The sequence below is a fragment of the Parafrankia sp. BMG5.11 genome (genome assembly GCF_004337455.1).
The window spans coordinates 94,344-115,154 of record NZ_SJXI01000017.1; the positions used below are offsets into that span (position 1 = coordinate 94,344).

A 20,811-nucleotide genomic window follows, 5' to 3' on the forward strand; every position below is an offset into this window, starting at 1 on the left:
TCACGTCGGCCGGGCTCGGCTGGGTCCTGAGCCGAGCGCACACCGTCCGCCTGTGAGCCGGATGCGAGAAGAAACAGAATTACCTGTGCACCCACTGGTACGTCAGGATGCCGTGTCAGACCTCACGTCGGCCCGGGTGCGCCGCCCAGGGCCAGCAGGCGACTTCGTCCGGACCGCCCTTTCCGCCCCTTTCGGACGGGCCGGGACGGGCCGTCCGCGGCAGGTCAGGCCTGGTCAGCGGGGGTCTGGTCGGAAACGCCCCCGGGCAGGTACACCCGGAAGGTCGTGCCCCCCTCGGGGGTGCTGCTCACCTCGGCGCGGCCGCCGTGCGCGGCCGCCGTGGCCGCGACGATCGACAGCCCGAGGCCGCTGCCGGAGCGGCCCCGGGCCCTGCTGCCGGCCGCCCGGTAGAACCGGTCGAAGACGTGCCGCGCGACCTCCGGCGGCATGCCGGGCCCGCCGTCCTCGACCGCCAGGACGGCCGCGCGGTCCTGGGCCGGGGTGGCCGCGTCCCATCCGGTGACCCGAACGGTCACCGTGGTGCCCGCGGGGGTGTGCACGCGGGCGTTCGTCAGCAGGTTGCCCAGCAGCTGGCGCAGCGCGTCCGGATCGCCGAGGACGTGCCGGCCGGCCTCGGGACCGGCCTCGACCTCGACGGTGACCGGGCGGGCGGGGTCGACGGCCCGCAGGTTCGCCGCCGCGTCCTCGGCGATCGTGACCAGGTCGACGTCCACCCGGTCGCGGGGGCGCAGCTCGTCGAGGTGCGCGAGGTAGAGGAGGTCGTCGACGAGGGTCTGCATGCGGGCGGTCTCCTCGGCCACCCGCCGCAGGGTGTCGTCGGTCTCGGCCGGCGGGACCATCCCGGCGCGCAGCAGGTCGACGTAGCCGCGGATCGAGGTCAGCGGCGTGCGCAGCTCGTGCGAGGCGTCGGCGGCGAAGCGGCGCAGGTTGTTCTGGGAGGCGACCCGGGCGGTGAAGGCGGCCTGGATCTGGCCGAGCATGATGTTCAGCGCCCGGCTGAGCTGCCCGGTCTCCGAACGCGGCGGGCCCTCCGGCACCCGGCGGGACAGGTCGCCGGCGGCGATCGCGGACGCGGTGCTCGCGACGACGCGCAGCGGGCGCAGACCGCGGGTGAGCAGCAGCCAGGCCAGTGTGGCGATGGCGGCGAGCACGACCAGCGCCGCGACCGCCGCCGCGACGACCAGCCGGCGCAGGGTGTCCCGGACGGTCGCCAGCGGCTGGGCGATCAGCACCTCGCCGCCGGGGACGTGGTCGAGCACCGCGCGGTACCGTTCGCCACTGTGGGTCACGGTGAACGGGGTGCCGTCGGCCGGCGGCGCGGTCGTCCCAGTGGTCTCTCCAGTGATCTCCCCGGTGGCCTTCCCCGTGGCGATCTCGGCGAGCAGTGGTGGGGAACGGTCCGCCGGACCCGCCACCCGTAGGATCTCGCCGTCGGTCCGGCGGGCCTCCACCACGTAGTCGGTGGGCGCGATCGCCCGCTCCAGCACGGGCCGGCTGCCCGTGGGCGCCCCGGCCAGCACCGCGGCCAGCGGCAGCCGGGCGACCTGCTCGACGGCCCGCAGCCGGACGTCGACGCGGTCGACGAGGTAGCCGCGCAGGGCGACGACCGTCGCGACGATTGTCAGGATGAGGCCGGTGGCGGTCAGCGCCACCAGGCCGAGCATGAGCTTCAGGCGAAGCGTCATCGGGAGTGCTCGGGCGCGGCGCCGGGGCCGGCGGCGGGCGCGGGGGCGCGCAGGGCGTAGCCGAAGCCGCGCTGGGTGTGGATGAGCGGCGGCCCGTGCTGGCCGAGCTTGCGCCGCAGGTAGCTGACGTACTGGTCGACGACGGTCGGTTCGCCGTCAAAGTCGCGGTCCCACACCGCGGCCAGGATCTGGGCGCGGGAGAGCACCCGGTTCGGGTTGTGCAGGAAGTAGCGCAGCAGGGAGAACTCGGTGGGGGAGAGCTCGACCGGCTGGTCCGCCCGGCGTACCAGGTGGGCGTCCGGGTCGAGCTCGACGTCGGCGTAGGTGAGCAGGCCCGACGCGGGCGACGGCTCCGGTGCGGGACGGCGGGTCCGGCGCAGCACCGCCCGCACCCGCGCGATCAGCTCCTCGACGGCGAACGGCTTGGTGATGTAGTCGTCACCGCCGTAGGTGAGGCCGGTGATCTTGTCCCGGTGCGCGTCGCGGGCCGTGAGGTAGACGACGGCGACCTCCGCCCCGTCCGCGCGTAGCCGCCGGCACACCTCGAACCCGTCGGCGTCGGGCAGCATGACGTCCAGGATCAGCAGGTCGGGCTGGTCGGCGGCGGCTCGGGTGAGCGCCTCCTGGCCGGTGGCCGCCGTGACGACGTCGAAGCCGTGGAAGCGCAACGCCATCCGGACGAGGTCGACGATGTTGGGCTCGTCGTCGACGACCAGGACCCGAGGAGGCCGTGGCGGGTTGGCGGCGTCCTCGCCGAACCGCGGCGGCCGCGATGCGTCCCTCATCTCACCCATCCTCGAACAACCGGCGTCCGGGCACGCGCCCCGGTGTGGCGGGCCGGCGGGGGCACGGCGTGCACCGAGGAAACCCGCACGACGTGAGAGGAACGTGTGAGACCGCGCCGACGCCGACGCCGACGCCGACGCCGACGCCGACGCCGGTGCGGCGCAGCTGCGGTGCGGCGCGGCTGCGGTGCGGTGCCGGGGCGTCAGCGGCGGTGGACGGGCGCCGCGGTGTCAGCGGCAGTCGACGACGCAGGTGGGCACGGGGACCGGGGGGAGCCGGAGGTCGAGGACCGGCTCCTGGCGGTGGCCGCCGCCCGGGCGCGGCCGCGGGGAGCGCGCGGATCCCGACGCCCCGGCCGGGCGGGTGCCCGCCGTGGACGTCGAGCCGGCCGGCCGGGTGCCCGAGCCGCCCGCCGCGACGGTCTCGTCGCCGGCACCCGAGCCGGGCGGCGCGGTCCCCTGCTGCTTGATCCCGGAGCCCGAGCCGGGCGGGCTCGGAGTGCCGGAGGCGGTGCCGCCGGTGGGTGTCGTTGTCGGGGCCGGGGAGGGGCACGGCGTGCCGGAACCGCCGTCACCGGCCTGGCAGGACCGCGCCGCGGCGGTGGATTCCGGGCTGCCGCCCTTCTGGCTGAGCAGAATTGCGACCAGCAGGACGATTCCCGCCAGCACTCCGAACGCCGCCTGGATCGGGGAGATCCGGCGCGCGGATCCGCGATGCTCGCTCACTGCGCTCCGTCCGTTCCGTCCGTTGTCGGGCTGATGCGACCGGATGATCCGGCCGACACGCCACGGACACTACGGATGTCGGGCAGCAGTTACGAACAGCGCCCCCTTGTTCCCCCGGATCGGCTGTTCCCCCGGCTCAGCCGATGCTCACCCGATGGTCGGCAGCGGCTCAGCCGACCGGTACCGCCGCGGTCTGCTGCTCGCGGCCCTCGCGCGCCGCGCGGCGGGCCTGGGCGGCGGCCTTCTTCTCCTCCTGCCGGGTGGCCAGTGCGTCGAGGCCGGCCATGAACGCGCCGATCTCGTCGCGGGCCTTCGTGGCCTCGCCGGACAGCCCCTCCAGCTCGAGGAGCTTCCAGTGCCGAAGGATGGGCGAGACGACGTCGTCGTGATGGATCCGCAGGTCGTAGATGCCCGCCTGGGCGATGTAGCGGGCCTTGCGGCCGAAGTCGCGGATGCCGGTGCCGGGCATCTGGAAGTTCACGATCTCGTCGCGGATGACCGGGACCATGCGGTCGGGCGCCAGGCCCAGCGCCGCGGCCACCAGGTTCCGGTAGAAGATCATGTGCAGGTTCTCGTCCGCCGCCACCCGGGTGAGCAGCTTCTCGGCGATCGGCTCGCCGGTGACTCGTCCGGTGTTGCGGTGGCTGACCCGGGTGGCCAGCTCCTGGAACGACACGTAGGCCATGGCCTCCAGCGGGGTCTTGCCGCCGGAGTCGTAGCCGCGCTGCATCTGCAGCATCCGGTCACGCTCGAGCGTCACAGGATCGACCGCCCGGGTCACCAGGAGGTAGTCACGCATGGCCATCGCGTGCCGGCCCTCCTCGGCGGTCCACCGCCCCACCCACGTCCCCCACGCGCCGTCGCGGCCGAACGCGACGGCTATCTCGCGGTGATAGCTGGGCAGGTTGTCCTCGGTGAGCAGGTTGACCTCGAAGGCCATCTGGGCGGCCTCGGACAGCGAGGACTGGCCGGGCTCCCACGGGGTCGTGTCGAAGTCGCGGCCCAGGCTCCACGGCACGTACTCGTGCGGCATCCACTCGGCGGCGAGCCCGAGATGCCGGTTGACGTTGGTCTCGGCGACCGGTTCCAGCTCACGCAACAAATCGATGTCCGTAGGTGATCCCATAGGTGAACTCTTCCATCGCGCCTTGATTCGCCGCCATGGCCGCAGGGTGTGGAATCCAGGGACGGATCTGTTCCCTGGAAACAGTTCCGGCTGGCTACCGTCCGACCGGTCAGGGACCATCTCGCCATCCCGGGACAACTCGGGGACGAAACGGGGTCCCGCGGAACGCGGAACGGTGCGCCCGGCGTCAGTCGGGTCCGGCGTCAGTCGAACAGTGCGCTGAGGATCTTCGGAGCGCCCGACTCGCGGTCGACGACCAGCCAGGGCGCGACCCAGCCGTCGGCGGCCAGCGACAGGTAGATCTCGGCGCAGCGCGCCTGCAGGCCCGCGTCGCTCTCGAAGGTGTCCAACGCCCGGGCGGTGTCCTCCGCCGCGCGGGCCCGCGCCCCGGCCCGCGCCGTCTCCACCGGGACGTCCAGCAGCACCTGCAGGTCGGGCCGGGGCAGGCCCAGCCGCGTCAGCTCGAGTTCGGCGATCCAGTCGAGGAACTCGGCGCGCTCGGGGGCGGGCAGCCGGGCTGCTCCGTAGGCCGCGTTCGAGCCGAGGTAGCGGTCCACGATCAGCACGTCGTACGCGGCCACGCACCTCGCCAGCTCGGGCAGGGCGTTCGCCCGGTCGAGCGCGAACAGCAGCGCGGTCGCGCGGGCCGAACCGGCCAGGCCGGCAAGCCGTTCGTCGCCGTCGAGCATCGCCCGCACCGCCGTGCCCAGCGGGCCCGCGGCATAGCGCGGGAAGGCGAAGGTGCCGGCGGTGCGCCCGGTCGCGGTCACCGCCTCGACCAGCCGGGACGTCAGCGTGTTCTTGCCCGCGCCGTCGACCCCCTCGATCGCCACGATCATCCGAGGTGCCAGTCAGGCTGGTCGGTCCGGGTGCTGGTCATCGGGATCTCGCCGTGGATACCCCGGCCTTCAGGCCCGGCGAGGAAACGGCGTCCCTTGCTGGGCCGCATGATCGAATCCTTTCGGTAGAATGAGGGCATGTCCCGCTACCGGCTCGACCCGGCAGCCGAACAGGTCGCCGGAATGGAAGAGCACTGCGGGCACGCGCGTTTTGTCTGGAATCTCGCGGTCGAACAGCAGTCGTGGTGGACGCCTTCCCGGGGAAAGGCGCCGAACCATGCGGAGCGTTGCCGGCAGTTGACCGACGCGCGGGCGGAGTTCGAGTGGCTGCGGGTCGGTTCGCAGACCGTTCAGCAGCAGGCGCTTCGAGACTTCGACCAGGCTATGCGGAACTTCTTCAACGGCTCGCACCGCCGCCCGACCTTCCGGAAACGTGGCCGGTCCGAGGGTTTCCAGATCGTGGGGAAGAACGCGCGGGTCGAGACGCTGAACCGGAAGTGGTCCCGATGCTGGATCCCGAAGGTCGGCTGGGTGAGGTTCCGCGTGTCGCGGACGATCCCGGACTTCAGGTCGTACCGGGTGACACAGGATCGGGCGGGCCGCTGGCATGTGGCGTTCGCCGTAGCACCCGACCCGATCCCCGCGCCGGGAACCGGCCAGGTCGGCGAGGTCGTCGGTGTGGACCGGGGTGTCGCCGTGTCCGCGGCGCTGTCCACCGGGGAGCTGCTGTCCTGCCCGACGCTGAGGCCAAAGGAAGCCGAACGGCTCCGCCGGCTCCAGCGCCGGCTGGCGAAAGCCACACGCGGGTCGAACCGGCGCGGCCGGCTGAAGACCCGGATCGCCCGGGTGAAGGCCCGGGAGGTCGACCGGCGGAAAGACTGGGTGGAGAGAACCTCCACCGATCTTGCCCGCCGGTTCGACGTCATCCGGGTGGAAGATCTCCGCATCACGAACATGACCCGGTCGGCCCGAGGCACTGTCGACCAGCCGGGCCGCAATGTTCGCCAGAAAGCCGGACTGAACCGGGGCATCCTCGCCAACGGCTGGGGTCTGCTTGCCCGGCGGTTGGAACAGAAAGCACCCGGCCGGGTGGAGAAGATCCCGGCCGCTTACACCAGCCTGTGTTGCTCGTCCTGCGGGCATGTGGCGCCCGGGAACCGCGAGAGCCAAGCGGTGTTCCGGTGCGTCGCCTGCGGGCATACGGCCAACGCGGACGTGAACGCGGCATGCAACATCGCGGCTGGACGGGCCGTGACCGCGCGGGGAGGGGCGACGTCGGCCGCGCCCGCTAACCGCGAACCTCAACACTCCACACCTCCTCTGGTGGGTGTGTAGGAGTTGGAATCCCCCGCGTTCAGCGGGGGAGGACGTCAACAATCCTCAAGCGTAGCGGGAGCCGGCGCGGTGACCCGGGGACCGCTCGACCGGCCGGAGGAACGCGACGACGTGACGGCGGTCGTCTCGCGCCCCGGCTCCGAGAGGCGGTAGATGCGCCGGGCGTTGCCCGCTCCGATGAGCTCGGCGACGCGCCGGGCGTCGTCGTCGGTCCAGTCGCCGTCCGCGATGCCGTCGCCGAGCACGGTGGACAGGGCCTGCCGGAACAGCCGCGCGCCGAGCAGGTAGAGCTCGGCGAGCCCGAACGCGTCGGTGGAGAACAGGAACCTGCTGAACGGGGCGAGCTCGAGCGCCTCGGCCAGCAGCGCCGGGGCGCGGCGCCCGACGTTGTGCACGGCGAGCCCGACGTCCAGGTGGACGGTCGGGAAGACCTGGGCCAGGTACCCCGCCTCCCGGTGGTAGGGGTAGCAGTGCAGCAGCATCACCGGCACCCCGGTCGGCGCGAGGGCCCGCAGCAGGCCGGTGAGCAGCAGCGGGTTGCACCGGTGCAGGTCGAGCTCGGCGTCGCCGTACCCGACGTGGATCTGCACCGGCAGGCCGGCGTCCACGCCCGTCCAGATCAGGAACGCGTGCAGCACCGGGTCGGCGAGCCGGATGGGGACGCCGCGGCGGATCAGGCCGAGCCAGTCGCGGACGGCGGCCGCGACCTCCCGGTCGGTGGGGCGGGTCGCCGGCAGGTCGAGGCCGACCCGGTAGGCGGCGACCGACTTGAGGCCCACGGTCGTCGGGCTCGCGCCGGTCACCCGCTCGCGGACGGTGTCGGCGAAGTGGGTCACCCCGAGCTGGCCGGTGAGGATGTCGACCGCCAGCGCCTCGGCGAGGCGCTCCAGCCGCAGGATGTCGTGGCCCGTCCCGCCGCCGGCGGTGGCGAGCTCGGTCGCCGACGTCAGCGGCTCGGGCAGGTAGCCGGCGTCGACGCAGAACGCGCCGATGCCGGCGGCGCGCAGGAAGCGCCGGTTGACCTCCTCGACGCCGAGCTCCCGGCGCCGCGCGAGGTAGACGTCCGGCGCGGCGTGCCGGGGCAGGTCGAGGACGGGGGCGCACCAGCGGCGTACGGCGAACCCGATGTGGCTGTCGAAGAGGGTCGTCCCGGCCGGGCCCGGCTCGTCGGCCTCGGTGAGCATCCGCTCGAAGTCGGGGCGGTCGAGGTCGCGCAGAAGCAGCCCGTGACAGTGATGATCGACCAGGGAGAGGCTCTCCACGCACGGCAGCACCACATGATCGTGCCCGTTTCACTGCCCGCGCATGCCTGCTGACGGAGGTTAGTCGGCCACCGGCGTCCACCGTCAGTCACAGCCTGTGGATAACTTGTGGATTAATGCCCTCGGTCTGGGGACAACCGAACCGCAAAGCCAGCATGTCCGCTGTCTACCGGGGATTTCGGGTGTACCCGCCTGTGGACGGTGCCGGTGTGCGACCGGGCCTGTTCTCGAGGATCATGCTGGTCATGAACCACCACGCGGCTGAGTCGGTGGCGGCCGAACTGGCATCCCGGGACGTCGTGGCGGTCGCGCTCACGTGGGTGGACAACGCCGGCATCGCCCGGATGAAGGGCGTGCCGGTGAGCCGCCTGGCCCACGCGGTGACGCACGGCGTGGGCGCGTCACCGACCTTCGACGCGTTCCTTGTCGACGACTCCACGCTCGTCACCCGGTACGCCGGCGGACCGGTCGGTGACCTGCGCCTGCGCCCGGACCTCGGCCGGCTCACCCGCCTGCACGCACAGCCCGGCTGGGCCTGGGCGCCGGCCGACCGCTTCGACCTCGCCGGCCGGCCGCACGCGCAGGACTGCCGGGCCTTCGTCCGTGCGCAGACCGCGCGGCTGGCCCGGCGCGGGCTGCGCTGCCGCGCCGGGTTCGAGATCGAGTGGACGGTCTCCCCGGCCGGCCGGGACGACTTCGCCCCCGCCTGCTCCGGGCCCGCGTACGGGATGACCCGGGTGGTCGAGCTCTCCGACTACCTGCGGGATCTGGTCGTCGCCCTGACCAGCCAGGAGATCGCCGTCCTGCAGATCCATCCGGAGTACGCCGCCGGGCAGTTCGAGGTGTCGGTCGCGGCGGAGGACCCGCTCGGGGCCGCCGACACCGCCGTGCTGACCCGGGAGACGGTGCGGGCGGTGTCCCTGCGGCACGGGCTGCGGGTCTCGTTCTCGCCCAAGGTCCTCGCCGGCAGCGTGGGTAACGGCGGTCACCTCCACCTCAGCCTGCACCGCGACCGCGACCGCGACCGCGACCGCGACGGGGACGGCGGCCGCGCCGGTGAGGTCCGTCGCTCCGGCACCGGCGGGACGAGTCTGATGTCCGGCGGGACGGGACCGTACGGCCTCACCGCGCCGGGCGAGGCGTTCGTCGCGGGCATCCTCGGACGGCTGCCCGCCCTGATGGCTCTCGGTGCCCCGAGTGTGGCCTCCTACCTGCGCCTCGTGCCGTCGCACTGGGCCGGGGCGTTCGCGTGCTGGGGCCTGGAGAACCGGGAGGCCGCGATCCGGCTGATCGTCGGGGCCGAGGGGGAGCCGGGGACGGCGAACGTCGAGGTCAAGTGCTTCGACCTGGCCGCGAACCCGTACCTGGCCGTCGGTGGAGTGCTGGCCGCCGGGCTCGCCGGCCTGGAGTGCCTCGATGATCCGCGCCGGGCGGGCGCCGCTGTCCTGCCGGAGCCGGTCGGGTGCGATCCGGCCAGCCTGGACGGCTCGGAGCTCGCCCGACGCGGGATCCGCCGGCTGCCGACCGGGCTCGGCGAGGCGGTCGCCGCCTTCGAGGCGGACGAGGTGCTGCGCGACGCCCTGGGCACCGAGCTGCACGCGACGCTCGTCGCGGTCCGCCGCGGCGAGATCGAGCTGTTCGCCGGAGCGGATCCGGCCGAGATCGCCGACCGGCTCCGCTGGCGTTACTGAGCCGACCCTCCGGTGTTTCCGGGCCGATCGGTCGGCGTCGGGCCGGGCGCGGCGACCGCGCCCGGCCGGTGACGCAGCGCGTGTGGACGGTTCCGTGCCTGACGGCGTGGTTGGGTACCACCGAGTCACAGGTAGGCAAACCCATGCCCTCGGGTGGCGTCACATGTCACGACCTTTGGCGCCCGGCGGGGAATCCGCCCAGAATTGGCGGACCTCGGTCTGTGTGAGACGTACCGCCGACGTTCGTGAGGAGCCGCGCGTGCGCAAGGTACTGGTGGCAAACCGCAGTGAGATCGCGGTTCGGGTGTTCCGGGCCGCGCACGAGCTCGGGTTGCGGACGGTGGCCGTCTACACCCCCGAGGATGTCTCCGCGCTGCACCGCACGAAGGCGTCCGAGGCCTACGAGCTGTGCGAGCCGGGTCATCCGGTGCGTGGCTACCTCGACATCGACGCGCTGTTGCGGGTCGCCAAGCAGGCGGACGCCGACACGCTGCACCCGGGTTACGGGTTCCTGTCGGAGTCGGCGGTGCTGGCGGAGGCATGCGCGGCGGCTGGCGTGACGTTCGTCGGCCCGCCGCCGGCTGTGCTGCGGCTGACGGGTGACAAGGTGGCGGCCCGTAACGCGGCGATCGCCGCGGGGCTGCCGGTGCTGCGGGCCTCGGAGCCGCTGCCGGACGGCGTCGGTGCGCAGGAGGCCGCGGCCGAGGTCGGGTTCCCGCTGTTCGTGAAGGCGTCGGCGGGTGGTGGCGGGCGCGGGCTGCGCCGGGTGCTGCGTCCGGAGGACCTCGCGGAGGCGGTGGCGAGTGCGTCGCGCGAGGCGGCGGCCGCGTTCGGGGACGGCACGGTCTTCCTGGAGCAGGCGGTGGAGCGGCCGCGTCATGTCGAGGTGCAGGTCTTCGCCGACAACTACGGGAACGTGATCCACCTGTTCGAGCGGGACTGCTCGGTGCAGCGCCGGCACCAGAAGGTCGTCGAGATCGCCCCGGCGCCGGCGCTGGACGAGTCGACCCGGGACGCACTGTGTGATGCCGCGGTGCGCTTCGCCCGTCACGTCGGCTATGTGAACGCCGGGACGGTGGAGTTCCTCGTCGGGGCCGACGGCGCGTTCACGTTCATGGAGATGAACCCGCGCATCCAGGTCGAGCACACGGTGACCGAGGAGGTCACCGGTGTCGACATCGTCGCCGCGCAGCTGCGGGTCGCCGCCGGGGAGAGCCTGACCGACCTGAACCTCACCCAGGACGCGATCGCGCTGCGGGGCACCGCGATCCAGTGCCGGGTGACGACCGAGGATCCCTCGGACGGCTTCCGCCCCGACACCGGGACGATCACCTTCTACCAGTCGCCGGGCGGGCCCGGGGTCCGCCTCGACGGCGCCACCTACCCGGGGGCGGAGGTCAGCCCGTACTTCGACTCGCTGCTGGTGAAGCTGACCGCGCGTGGTTCGACGCTGGAGAAGGCGTCCCGGCGCGCCCGGCGGGCGCTGGGCGAGTTCCGGGTCCGCGGCGTGCGCACCAACATCGAGTTCCTCGGCCGGCTGCTCGAAGACCCCGACTTCCTGGCCGGCGGGGTCACGACCTCGTTCATCGACGAGCGCCCCGGCCTGGTGAACGCCCTCGACGACGGGGACGCGACGAGCCGCATGCTGGCCCGGCTGGCGGAGAGCACGGTGAACGGGCACGCCCGTCCGGCGGGGGTCGCCCTGACGGAGCCGCGCACGCTGCTCCCGCCGCTGCACCCGACCGACACCCCGGCGGCCGGGTCGCGTCAGCTCCTGACCGAGCTGGGGCCGGCCGGGTGGGCGGCGGACCTGCGGGGGCGGACCGCGCTGGCGGTCACCGACACCACGCTGCGTGACGCGCACCAGTCGCTGCTGGCGACCCGGCTGCGCAGCTTCGACATCCTGGCCGCCGCGCCCGCGCTCGCCGAGCTCACCCCGAACCTGCTGAGCCTGGAGTGCTGGGGTGGGGCCACCTACGACGTCGCGTTGCGCTTCCTCGCCGAGGACCCGTGGGAGCGCCTGACGGCGGTGCGGGCGGCGGTGCCGAACATCTGCCTGCAGATGCTGCTGCGCGGGCGCAACGCCGTCGGCTACACCCCCTACCCGGACGACGTCGTGCGCGCGTTCGTCGCCGAGGCGGCGGCCGCCGGGCTCGACATCTTCCGGATCTTCGACGCGCTCAACGACATCGAGCAGATGCGCCCGGCGATCGCCGCCGTGCTGGAGACGAACGCCGTCGCCGAGGGCACCCTGTGCTACACCGGCGACCTGACCGACCCCGGCGAGCGGATCTACACCCTCGACTACTACCTGCGCCTGGCCGACCAGCTCGTCCAGGCCGGCGTGCACGTGTTGGCGATCAAGGACATGGCCGGGCTGCTGCGCCCGGCCGCCGCCCACGCGCTGGTCGCCGCGCTGCGGGAGCGCTTCGACGTACCCGTCCACCTGCACACCCACGACACCGCCGGTGGTCAGCTCGCCACCCTGATCGCGGCCAACGAGGCCGGGGTGGACGCCGTCGACGCGGCGGCCGCGCCGATGTCCGGCGGCACCAGCCAGCCGAACCTCTCCGCCCTGGTCGCCGCCACCGACCACACCCCGCGGGCCACCGGCATCCGGCTCGGCGCGCTGTCGGCGATGGAGTCGTACTGGGAGGCCGTGCGCGATCTCTACTCGCCGTTCGAGGCCGGGCTGCGCGCGCCGACCGGGGCGGTGTACCGGCACGAGATCCCCGGCGGGCAGCTCACCAACCTGCGCCAGCAGGCCATCAGCCTCGGCCTCGGCGACCGCTGGGCCCAGGTCACCGAGTGCTACGCGATCGCGAACGACCTGCTCGGCAAGCCGATCAAGGTCACCCCGACCAGCAAGGTCGTCGGTGACCTGGCGCTGTTCATCGCCGGCGGCTCGGTGGACGTCGACCGGCTGCGTGAGCATCCCGAGGAGTACGACCTGCCCGCCAGCGTCCTGGGCTACCTGGCCGGCGAACTCGGCACACCCCCGGCCGGCTTCGCCGAGCCGTTCCGGGAGCGGGCGCTGGCCGGCCGCCGTCCCGAGCCGCCCGCGGCCACCCTCGCCGCCGAGGACGCCGCCGCGCTGGCCGAGCCCGGCGCCGGCCGGCGGGCGGCGCTGTCCCGGCTGCTGTTCCCCGGCCCGTGGAAGGACTACCGCAAGGCCGTCGCCACCTACGGCGACTCCTCGGTGATCCCCACCGAGGCGTTCCTGTTCGGCCTGGTCCCCGGCCGCCCGGCGAGCGTCATGCTCGAACCCGGAGTCGAGATCATCGTGACGCTGGAGACGGTGGGCGAGCCGGACAGCGCCGGCATGCGCACCCTCTACCTGCGGGTCAACGGCCAGCCCCGCCCGGTTCGGGTCCGCGACAACTCGATCAAGGCGACGGCCACCGCGGCCCGGCGCGCCGACCCGTCCGACCCGACCCACGTCGGCGCCGGCCTGCCCGGGATCGTCACCTTCGCCGTCGCGGCCGGCGACGAGATCGAGAAGGGCCAGAAACTCGCCGTGGTCGAGGCCATGAAGATGGAGGCCGCGGTCACCAGCCCGGCCGCCGGGAAGATCGCCGAACTCGTCCGCTCCAGCGGCGAATCGGTCGAGGTCGGCGACCTTCTCCTGATCCTGCGCCCCTGACGGCACGTTGCCCGCCGCACTACCCCGTAGCTAGTCGATCTTCATAGGCTAGGGGCTTATCCTCAGGCCGAGGCTGTGATCTTGAAAGCTTAGGAGTTTTCCTGCGACGCGCACCGAGGCCAGGCCCTGGCCGCCGAACCTCGGTGCGCCGGCCCGAGACGGGCGTCGCACCGGAACCTTCCACGCCTACCACCCCGACCCGCTGATTTCGAGCTCCTGATCACCGCCGAGCGGGGGTTGGCCAGCATCCGGTGGGACACCCGCGCCTCAGAGCTGGTGCGCGCCGTGCCCGGAGCGGCCCGAGCGGCTCGGGCCGTCGTCCGCTGACCGGGTCGCCCCACCGGCCGGGCGGCGCAGCCGGGACGGGTGGAACACCCAGGCGCGCATCAGCAGGAACCGGACCACCGTCGACGCCAGGTTCGCCAGCACGAGCACGCTGACCTCCGGGAACCGCCCCGGGGAGTCGCTCGCCGCGTGCAGCGCGGCCAGCGAGCCGCTGGTCAGGAGCAGCCCGATGGCGAAGACGAACAGCCCCTGCAGGTGATGGCGGCCGGCGTCGCCGCGGCCGGTGACCCCGAAGGTGAGCCGGCGGTTGGCGGCCGTGTTCGCGACCGCCGTCACCAGCAGCGCGATCAGGTTCGCGGCCTGGGCCCCGGTCGCGGTGCGCAGCAGCACGAACAGCACCAGGTAGGCCAGTGTGCTGGCGATCCCCACCCCGGCGAACCGCAGCAGCTGCCCGGTCAGCCCGGCGGGCACTCCGATCACCGTCGCCCGGTTGCCGGCCGCTCCGGACGCTGCCGCTCCGGTCGCCGCTGTTCCGGGAGCCGCTGTTCCGGGAGCTCCGGCTCCGGGAGCTGCTTCGGGGGCTCCGCCTGCGGCCACTCCGCCTCCGCTCGTGGTCGTTCCGGGCCCGGTCGTTTCGAACCGGGCCGGCTGGTCCGTGTCCGTGTCCGTGTCCGTGCCCGTGCTGGGCGTCCAGGTCAAGGGAGCGCGCCCGAACTCGTGCCGCAGCTGCGCGACGGGCAGCGCACCCGTCCCGAGGGCCCGGGCGAGCCGGGCGACGCCCTTCAGATCCGCCATCGCGGTCGCGAGGACGTCCACCCGGCTGTCGGGATCGTCGACCCAGTCCACCGGGACCTCGTGGATGCGCAGGCCGCACCGCTCGGCGATGACCAGCATCTCCGTGTCGAAGAACCATCCGGTGTCCTGGACCAGCGGCAGCAGGCTCGTGGCGACGTCTGCGCGGATGGCCTTGAAACCGCACTGGGCGTCGGTGAACCGGGCGGCGAGGGTGCCGCGCAGCAGCAGGTTGTAGCAGCGCGAGATCACCTCCCGCTTCGGGCCGCGCACGACCCGGGACGACCGTGAGAGCCGGGTCCCGATCGCGAGGTCGGAATGCCCCGAGATCAGCGGGGCGACCAGGGGGAGCAGCGCGGCCAGGTCCGTCGATAGATCGACGTCCATGTAGGCCAGGACGGGTGCGGCGGAGGCGCCCCAGGCGGTACGCAGCGCCCGGCCGCGTCCCTTCGCCTCGAGGTGGATCACCGAGACCTCGGGCAGCTCGCCCGCCAGCGTGCGGGCGATCACCAGTGTCGTGTCGGTGCTGGCGTTGTCGGCGACCGTGATCCGGAACGGATACGGAAAGGCCCCCCGCAGGTGGGCGTGCAGCCGGCGCACGCAGGGAGCCAGGTCGTTCTCCTCGTTGTAGACCGGGACGACCACGTCGAGCACGGGCTGGCCGGCCGGGAGCAGTCCGGCCCGCGGCCTGGGCACCAGGTCGGTCCGTTCCGCCGTCACCGCGTGGGAGCTGGTCACCCTGCCGCCGCTGGTCCTGGCATCCGTCGTCATGTTGTTCACGGTCCGCCCAGGGCCTGTGCCCGGCGTGTGCCATCCCTGTGCCCCCGCTGTGAGACCAGCCCCCCGGGCTGGGCCGGGTTGGGCCGGGCCGGGTTGGGCTGGGCGTCTCGGTGCGCCGGCCGTCGGCGGGCCTCGGTTTGGCGGTGGAGGCCCCGGGTCCGTTTTGGTGCTCGGCTACTCGCCGTTTCAGGGGGCATTCCCGGCGAAATTCGCTCTGAAAGGGCGAGCGAGATGCGAAACGGCGAGCAGGCCACCCCGATGTGCGGGGTTTTTGTCCGATAGGTGACGGTCTGACCTCGTCGTGGTGGTGCGGGCTGTGGCTCCGCTGCTCGTGAGCGCGGGACCGCCCCGACACCTGGCTTGCTGTTCGTGAGGGCGGGACCGCCCCGACACGCTGGCTGGAGTGGGCCCCGCTCCCCGCCCCCCGTCTCCCTGGACCGGGCGCAACGATGTGTGGCGGGTGGGTGAGTCCATGGACTCACCCACCCGCCACGGTTGTGTCGAGTCGGGGTCAGGCTGTGGTGGTGCCGCTTGGGGTGGTGGTTGTGGTGGTGGTTGGGGTGGTCAGGTTGTAGAGGGTTGTGCCGTCGACGGTGGTGGCGGTGAAGTTCGCCGCGACCCAGGCCGCGATGTCACTGGACGCCTGGCTTCCGCCGTTCTGCCCGCCGAAGCCGCCGCCGCCGATGAAGTAGTGGATGCGGCCGTCCGCCACGTACTGCTTGAACTGCTCGAGGGTGGGGGAGGGGTCGCTGCCGTTGAAGCCACCGATCGCCATCACCGGATCGCCACTGGCGAGCTGGTAGCCGGCGGCGTTGTTCGACCCGACGGACGCCGCCACCCAGGTGTAGGACGAGGCGTCCGCCTCCAGCAGCGCGAGGACCTCCTCGCTGGGGTTACCGGCGCTGAGCAGGCCGCCCATGCCACCGCCGGGGCCGCCCTGCGTGCCGCCGGGAGCAGTGCCGCCCTGAGTAGTGCCTCCGGGGGCCGTCCCTCCGGGGGCCGTGCCGCCCGGAGCTGTACCTCCCGGAGCAGTGCCGCCGCCGGGGACCTGCGTCGTCCCCTGCTGGGCCCCGCCGTTGCCGCCGCCCGGTCCGCCGAACAACTGCCGTCCGCCACCGCCCGGTCCGCCGAAGCCCGAGCCTGCCGGGCCCGCGGACGGGATGGAACCGGTGTGCGGGGTGGCCGCGGTCGCGATCGAGTAGCCGAGCGGCCCGAGCAGCGCCGAGACCAGCGCGGCCGCGACGACCACCAGCCGGGCCGCCCGCGGCAGCCGCGAGAGCACGATGAGCAGCAGTGCCGCCGCGAAACCGACGATCAGCACGACCCAGCGCATCCACGGGTTCCAGTCGGGTGTGCGGTCGAGCAGGACGTAGGACCACAGCGCGGTCAGCACCAGGATCCCGGCCATGGTGGCCGCGGCGATCGGGTGCTCACGGCGGCGCCACAGGGTCGCGGCTCCCATACCGACCACGGCGCCGACCGCGGGGGCGAGCGCGACCGTGTAGTAGGCGTGGAAGATGCCCTGCATCTGGCTGAACACGATGCCGGTGACCAGCAGCCAGCCGCCCCAGACCGCGAGCGCGGCCCGTCCGGGATCGGTGCGGGGTGCGCGCCGGGTGATCCACAGGCCCGCCACCAGCAGGGCGAGCGCGGTCGGCAACAGCCAGGAGATCTGCGCGCCGACCTCGGAGCCGAACATCCGGCCCCAGCCGGTCGTGCCCCACATGGTGCGGGCGCCGCCACCGCCGCCGCCGCCGACGCTGCCGGACTCGTTGCCGGTCAGCCGGCCCAGGCCGTTGTAGCCGAGAGTCAGCTCCAGGATGCTGTTGTGCTGCGACCCGCCGATGTACGGGCGGGCCGAGTCGGGGACGAGCTCGACGATCGCGATGAAGATCCCGGACGGGACGATCAGTCCGAGCGTGCCCGCTCCGACCTGCCACAGCCGCCGGGTGAACCGCGTCGGTGCGGTGACGAGGTAGACGAGGGCCAGCACCGGGACGATCAGCAGCGCCTGCAGCATCTTCGTCAGAAAGCCGAAGCTGACGAACACCCCGGCCCAGACCAGCCAGCGGGTGCCCGCGGTCTCGACGGCGCGCAGCGTCGCGTACGCCGCGGCGACCAGCAGCAGGACGAGCAGGGCGTCCGGGTTGTTGAACCGGAACATCAGCGTCGCGACCGGGGTGATCGCGAGGACGGCCCCGGCGAGCAGCGCCGCGCCGGCCGGGAAGGCCCGGCGCACCGCGGCGTAGAGCAGGCCGACCGTGGCGACGCCCATCAGCGCCTGCGGGACGAGGATGCTCCAGGCGTTCACCCCGAAGACGCGCGCGGAGAGCGCCATCACCCAGATCGAGGCCGGGGGCTTGTCGACGGTGATGGAGTTCCCGGCGTCCGAGGAGGCGTAGAACATCGCCTTCCAGCTCACCGAGCCGGCCTGGACCGACGCCGAGTAGAAGGCGTTCGCCCAGCCGGAGGCGCCCAGGCCCCACAGGTAGAGCACGGCCGTCGCCGCGAGCAGCCCGAGCAGCGCGGGCCGCACCCACCGCGGATCGTCGGGACGTCCGCGCGCGAACCGGCCGATCCGTCCGTCGCCGGCCAGCCGTCGCCGCCCGGACGCCCCGCCCGCCCGCCCGGGAGCACCGGCGGGCCAGTGCGTGCCCGGAACGGTCGCGTGGTCAGCCCCCGCGTAGGTCGCGTGGTCAGCCCTCGGGTAGGCCGCACGGTCAGCCCTCGCGTAGGCCGCATGGTCGAACTGGTCGGTCGGCGGTGACGGCGTCGGTGAGGTCGGCATAAGGATCAGGGTCGGACGTCGACCTTTCCCGACCTTGTGCCCTACCTGTGCATCACCTGTGGGTACCGGCACCTAGGCCGCGCCCGCCTCGCTGGCGATCACTTCGTCGAAGTCGAAGTCCGCGTTCCAGTCCGGCCCGGCCGCCGACTCCAGGGCGACCGCGAGGATCTTGATCAGCCGGTTGTGACGCTTGGCCGCGCTGGGACTTACGACGACCATTCCGTCCACGATCTCGATGCCCGCGCACTGCTCCTCGGACCAGGAGTCGTACTGCTCCGCCGTGATCTGCTGATGCATCCAGGCAGGAGCGATCATCTCCGCAGCGATGGCGCACGTCCCCTCAGGAGACCCGGCAGGCCTGAACCCGCCACATCAGCCTAGCGCCGTCAGGCCGAGGAACTGCTCACCGAACGAGGGCGACTGCCCGACCTCCGGGTGGGACAGTGCCCCACCGGTGCATCACCTGTGAGGACGGGTCCCCGCGGCCGTCACGGCGGGATCGGCGGCGTCGGGCGCGCAGCCGTCGATGGTGCCCGGTGGGTCGAGGGCGCCCGGGTCCGGGGTGCCCGGGTCGGGGGTGTCCAGGGGTAGGACCACGGTGAAGGCGGTGCGGCCGGGGCGGCTCGCGGCCGCGACCCGTCCATGGTGTGCCTCGACCACCGCCGCCACGATGGACAGTCCGAGCCCGGTGCTGCCGGCCGCGCGGGAACGCGAACTGTCCCCCCGCGCGAAGCGCTCGAACACCTTCGGGAGCAGCGCGTCCGGGATGCCCGGCCCGTCGTCGATCACCGAGAGCACCGCGGACGGCCGGTCCGCGCCCGGCCCGTTCGCCGCGGGACCGGAAGGCCCCGGAGCGGAGGGTTCCGGCTCGACGGTCAGTCGGGCCGTCACGCGGCTGCCCGGCGGGGTGTGCGTGCGGGCGTTGGCGAGCAGGTTGGCGAGGACCTGGTGCAGCCGGGCCGGGTCGCCCGCCACGGCGACGGGCCTGCTGGGCAGGTCCAGCTCGAAGCGGTGCTCGGGCGCGGCCACGTGGGCGTCGCTGACCGCGTCCACCACGAGCCGGGAGAGGTCGACGGTCTCCTGCACGAGCGGGCGTCCGGAGTCGAGGCGGGCCAGCAGCAGCAGGTCGGAGACGAGCGCGGTCATCCGTGCGCTCTCGGACTCGACCCGGCCCATCGCGTAGGCGACGTCCGGCGGGACGGTGTCGCGGGTGCGCCTGGTGAGCTCGGCGTAGCCGCTGATCGCCGCCAGCGGTGTGCGCAGCTCGTGGCTGGCGTCGGCGAGGAACTGGCGCATCCGCGTCTCGCTCGCGTGCCGGGCGGAGAAGGCCGCGCCGATGTGGCCGAGCATCCGGTTCAGCGCCGCGCCGACCTGCCCGACCTCGGTCCGGGGGTCGGTGTCGACGTCCGGCGCCACCGCCATGAGGTCGACGGCTCCCCGGTCGAGCGGGAGCTCGGCCACCCGGCTCGCGGTCGCCGCGACCCGGTTCAGTGGCCGCAGCGTGACCCGGATGATCGCCGCGCCCGCGATGCCCGCGGCCAGCACCCCCAGCGCCGCCACGATCGCGCCGGCGATCCCGACCTCGGTCAGGGTCGTGCTGACCTCGTTCATCGGCACGCCGGTGACGAGCACCGTCTGCCCGTTGGGGTCGAAGTGGGCGATGAGGCGGTAGTCGCCCTGGTCGGCGATCGCGCGGGTGTGTTCCTGGCCGTCGAGCGGGATCTGGGCCACCACGGCGGCGTCCACGCCGGTGAGCGGCTGCACGTCGCCGTTGTCGTCGATGACGGCGACGGCGGCGCTCTCGATCAGGGAGGTCAGGTCCGGGGCCGCCGATCCCGGCGGTGGCGCGCCCCGCAGCGCCTCGCGCGCCGAGCTCTGGGTGGTGGTGTCGGGATCCCGCAGCTTGAAGACCGCGCCGAGGGTCCCCGACGGCTGACCGCGGAAGCCCAGGAACCAGTCCACCCGCTCGTCGGCGGTCAGGTCCGGCGTGGGCGGCTGGGCCAGGCTGGGAGTTCCGGCACCCCCGGGGCCGGCGTTTCCATAGCCGGGCAGCATGATCGGTCCGGCCTGGCTGGTCAGCCCCCAGCGGCGGCTCGCGTCCTCCAACCGGTCGTCGAGCTGCTGGACGAGCACCCCGCGCAACGCGACCGCCGTCACGAAGACGATCACCGTGGACATCACGGCGAGCAGCGCGAGGAGCAGCGCGAGCAGCCTGGTACGCAGCGACCAGCCGGCCGGGCCGCGCCGCCGGTGGGTGCCGGTGGTGCCCGTGGGGCCCGTGGGGCCGGCGGTGCCCGTGGGGCCCGTGGGGCCGGTCATCGTCACGGGCCCGGTCAGGTCGCCGGCCGGAGTACGTAGCCCGCGCCGCGCATTGTGTGGATCATGGCGGGGCGGCCGGCGTCGATCTTCTTGCGCAGGTAGGAGACGTACAGTTCGACGACGTTCGCCTGGCCGCCGAAGTCGTAGTTCCACACCCGGTCCAGGATCTGCGCCTTGCTCAGCACCCGGCGCGGGTTGCGCATGAAGAAGCGCAACAGCTCGAACTCGGTCGCCGTCAGGCGGATCTCGCGGCCGGCCCGGGTGACCTCGCGGCTCTCCTCGTTCATGATGAGGTCGCCGACGACCAGCACGGCGCCGTCCCAGATCGTCGAGCGGTGCAGCCGGCGCAGCAGCCCGCGCAGGCGCGCGACGAGCTCCTCCAGGCTGAACGGCTTGGTGACGTAGTCGTCGCCGCCGGCGGTGAGGCCGGCCACCCGGTCCTCGACGGCGTCGCGGGCGGTGAGGAACAGCACCGGTACCTCGGGGCTGTCCGCGCGCAGCTTGCGCAGCACCTCGAGGCCGTCCATGTCGGGCAGCATGATGTCGAGGACCACCGCGTCCGGCCGGAAGTCGCGGGCTACGCGCAGCGCGCCGCGCCCGTCCTGCGCGGTGCGCACTTCCCAGCCCTCGTAACGCAGGGCCATGGACAGCAGCTCCGACAGCGTGTTCTCGTCGTCGACGACCAGAATGCGGGGGCTCGACGGCTGCATTCCGTCAGCATGGAATGCATTCCT

General features: G+C 73.2%; 13 protein-coding genes and 1 pseudogene. 3 read left to right on the forward strand and 11 right to left on the reverse strand.

All coding sequences use genetic code 11. The features are described from left to right. Nucleotides 1-224: 224 nt before the first annotated feature. The 5 genes from E0504_RS13635 to E0504_RS13655 form a co-directional block, all read right to left on the reverse strand. A complete protein-coding gene (locus tag E0504_RS13635; protein WP_112108171.1) occupies nucleotides 225-1,706 on the reverse strand; it encodes a HAMP domain-containing sensor histidine kinase in 1,482 nt (493 codons plus the stop codon). Continuing rightward, nucleotides 1,703-2,491 (reverse strand): response regulator transcription factor, encoded by a 789-nt coding sequence (locus E0504_RS13640; protein WP_071064811.1) that lies wholly within the window; start codon nucleotides 2,489-2,491, stop codon nucleotides 1,703-1,705. Before E0504_RS13640 ends, E0504_RS13635 begins: the two co-directional genes overlap by 4 nt. 231 nt (nucleotides 2,492-2,722) lie before the next feature. After that, nucleotides 2,723-3,217, reverse strand: a complete 495-nt coding sequence (locus E0504_RS13645; RefSeq protein ID WP_071064813.1) for a hypothetical protein — start codon at nucleotides 3,215-3,217, stop codon at nucleotides 2,723-2,725. Nucleotides 3,218-3,386: 169 nt separating this feature from the next. Then, complete coding sequence (locus E0504_RS13650; RefSeq protein ID WP_112108170.1) at nucleotides 3,387-4,343, reverse strand: acyl-ACP desaturase; 957 nt, start codon at nucleotides 4,341-4,343, stop codon at nucleotides 3,387-3,389. A 203-nt stretch (nucleotides 4,344-4,546) separates the two neighbouring features. Beyond that, nucleotides 4,547-5,182, reverse strand: coding sequence for a dTMP kinase (locus E0504_RS13655; RefSeq protein ID WP_071064844.1), 636 nt, complete (start codon nucleotides 5,180-5,182; stop codon nucleotides 4,547-4,549). A gap of 138 nt (nucleotides 5,183-5,320) precedes the next feature. Here E0504_RS13655 and E0504_RS13660 point away from each other — a divergent pair, with 138 nt between their 5' ends. Beyond that, nucleotides 5,321-6,517, forward strand: a complete 1,197-nt coding sequence (locus E0504_RS13660; protein WP_131624685.1) for an RNA-guided endonuclease TnpB family protein — start codon at nucleotides 5,321-5,323, stop codon at nucleotides 6,515-6,517. Between the two features lie 35 nt (nucleotides 6,518-6,552). Here E0504_RS13660 and E0504_RS13665 read toward each other — a convergent pair whose 3' ends face one another. Then, the gene (locus E0504_RS13665; RefSeq protein ID WP_243657506.1) at nucleotides 6,553-7,779 is read right to left on the reverse strand and encodes an amidohydrolase family protein; all 1,227 of its coding nucleotides are present in this window, start codon (nucleotides 7,777-7,779) and stop codon (nucleotides 6,553-6,555) included. A 245-nt stretch (nucleotides 7,780-8,024) separates the two neighbouring features. Between E0504_RS13665 and E0504_RS13670 the strand changes: the two genes are divergently transcribed. Both E0504_RS13670 and E0504_RS13675 read left to right on the forward strand, forming a co-directional pair. Next, a complete protein-coding gene (locus E0504_RS13670; protein WP_243657509.1) occupies nucleotides 8,025-9,470 on the forward strand; it encodes a glutamine synthetase family protein in 1,446 nt (481 codons plus the stop codon). A gap of 259 nt (nucleotides 9,471-9,729) precedes the next feature. Beyond that, nucleotides 9,730-13,113: a pyruvate carboxylase gene (locus tag E0504_RS13675; protein ID WP_112105506.1), complete on the forward strand. Its 3,384-nt coding sequence runs from the start codon at nucleotides 9,730-9,732 to the stop codon at nucleotides 13,111-13,113. A 267-nt stretch (nucleotides 13,114-13,380) separates the two neighbouring features. Here the strand turns inward: E0504_RS13675 and E0504_RS13680 are convergent, their stop codons facing one another. From E0504_RS13680 to E0504_RS13700, 5 genes and pseudogenes are all read right to left on the reverse strand, one after another. Then, a complete protein-coding gene (locus E0504_RS13680) occupies nucleotides 13,381-14,961 on the reverse strand; it encodes a bifunctional glycosyltransferase family 2/GtrA family protein (protein ID WP_235013804.1) in 1,581 nt (526 codons plus the stop codon). 520 nt (nucleotides 14,962-15,481) lie between these two features. Next, nucleotides 15,482-17,758 carry a glycosyltransferase family 39 protein gene (locus E0504_RS13685; protein ID WP_131624687.1) on the reverse strand — a complete coding sequence of 759 codons (2,277 nt, stop codon included), beginning with the start codon at nucleotides 17,756-17,758 and terminating at the stop codon, nucleotides 15,482-15,484. A 105-nt stretch (nucleotides 17,759-17,863) separates the two neighbouring features. Next, a pseudogene (locus tag E0504_RS13690) lies at nucleotides 17,864-18,085 on the reverse strand (Uma2 family endonuclease); the annotation flags it as partial. A 132-nt stretch (nucleotides 18,086-18,217) separates the two neighbouring features. Further along, complete coding sequence (locus E0504_RS13695; protein ID WP_112106989.1) at nucleotides 18,218-20,077, reverse strand: cell wall metabolism sensor histidine kinase WalK; 1,860 nt, start codon at nucleotides 20,075-20,077, stop codon at nucleotides 18,218-18,220. Between the two features lie 14 nt (nucleotides 20,078-20,091). After that, complete coding sequence (locus tag E0504_RS13700; RefSeq protein WP_071064827.1) at nucleotides 20,092-20,787, reverse strand: response regulator transcription factor; 696 nt, start codon at nucleotides 20,785-20,787, stop codon at nucleotides 20,092-20,094. Between the last annotated feature and the right edge of the window lie 24 nt (nucleotides 20,788-20,811).

What these genes read in the sequence shown, in the direction of transcription:
- E0504_RS13650 (WP_112108170.1), bottom strand. Translation starts at nt 4,343, where the DNA reads ATGGGATCACCTACGGACATCGATTTGTTGCGTGAGCTGGAACCGGTC.
- E0504_RS13700 (WP_071064827.1), bottom strand. Translation starts at nt 20,787, where the DNA reads ATGCAGCCGTCGAGCCCCCGCATTCTGGTCGTCGACGACGAGAACACG.
- E0504_RS13695 (WP_112106989.1), bottom strand. Translation starts at nt 20,077, where the DNA reads ATGACCGGCCCCACGGGCCCCACGGGCACCGCCGGCCCCACGGGCCCC.
- E0504_RS13670 (WP_243657509.1), top strand. Translation starts at nt 8,025, where the DNA reads ATGAACCACCACGCGGCTGAGTCGGTGGCGGCCGAACTGGCATCCCGG.
- E0504_RS13640 (WP_071064811.1), bottom strand. Translation starts at nt 2,491, where the DNA reads ATGAGGGACGCATCGCGGCCGCCGCGGTTCGGCGAGGACGCCGCCAAC.
- E0504_RS13655 (WP_071064844.1), bottom strand. Translation starts at nt 5,182, where the DNA reads ATGATCGTGGCGATCGAGGGGGTCGACGGCGCGGGCAAGAACACGCTG.
- E0504_RS13635 (WP_112108171.1), bottom strand. Translation starts at nt 1,706, where the DNA reads ATGACGCTTCGCCTGAAGCTCATGCTCGGCCTGGTGGCGCTGACCGCC.
- E0504_RS13680 (WP_235013804.1), bottom strand. Translation starts at nt 14,961, where the DNA reads ATGACGACGGATGCCAGGACCAGCGGCGGCAGGGTGACCAGCTCCCAC.
- E0504_RS13685 (WP_131624687.1), bottom strand. Translation starts at nt 17,758, where the DNA reads ATGCCGACCTCACCGACGCCGTCACCGCCGACCGACCAGTTCGACCAT.
- E0504_RS13660 (WP_131624685.1), top strand. Translation starts at nt 5,321, where the DNA reads ATGTCCCGCTACCGGCTCGACCCGGCAGCCGAACAGGTCGCCGGAATG.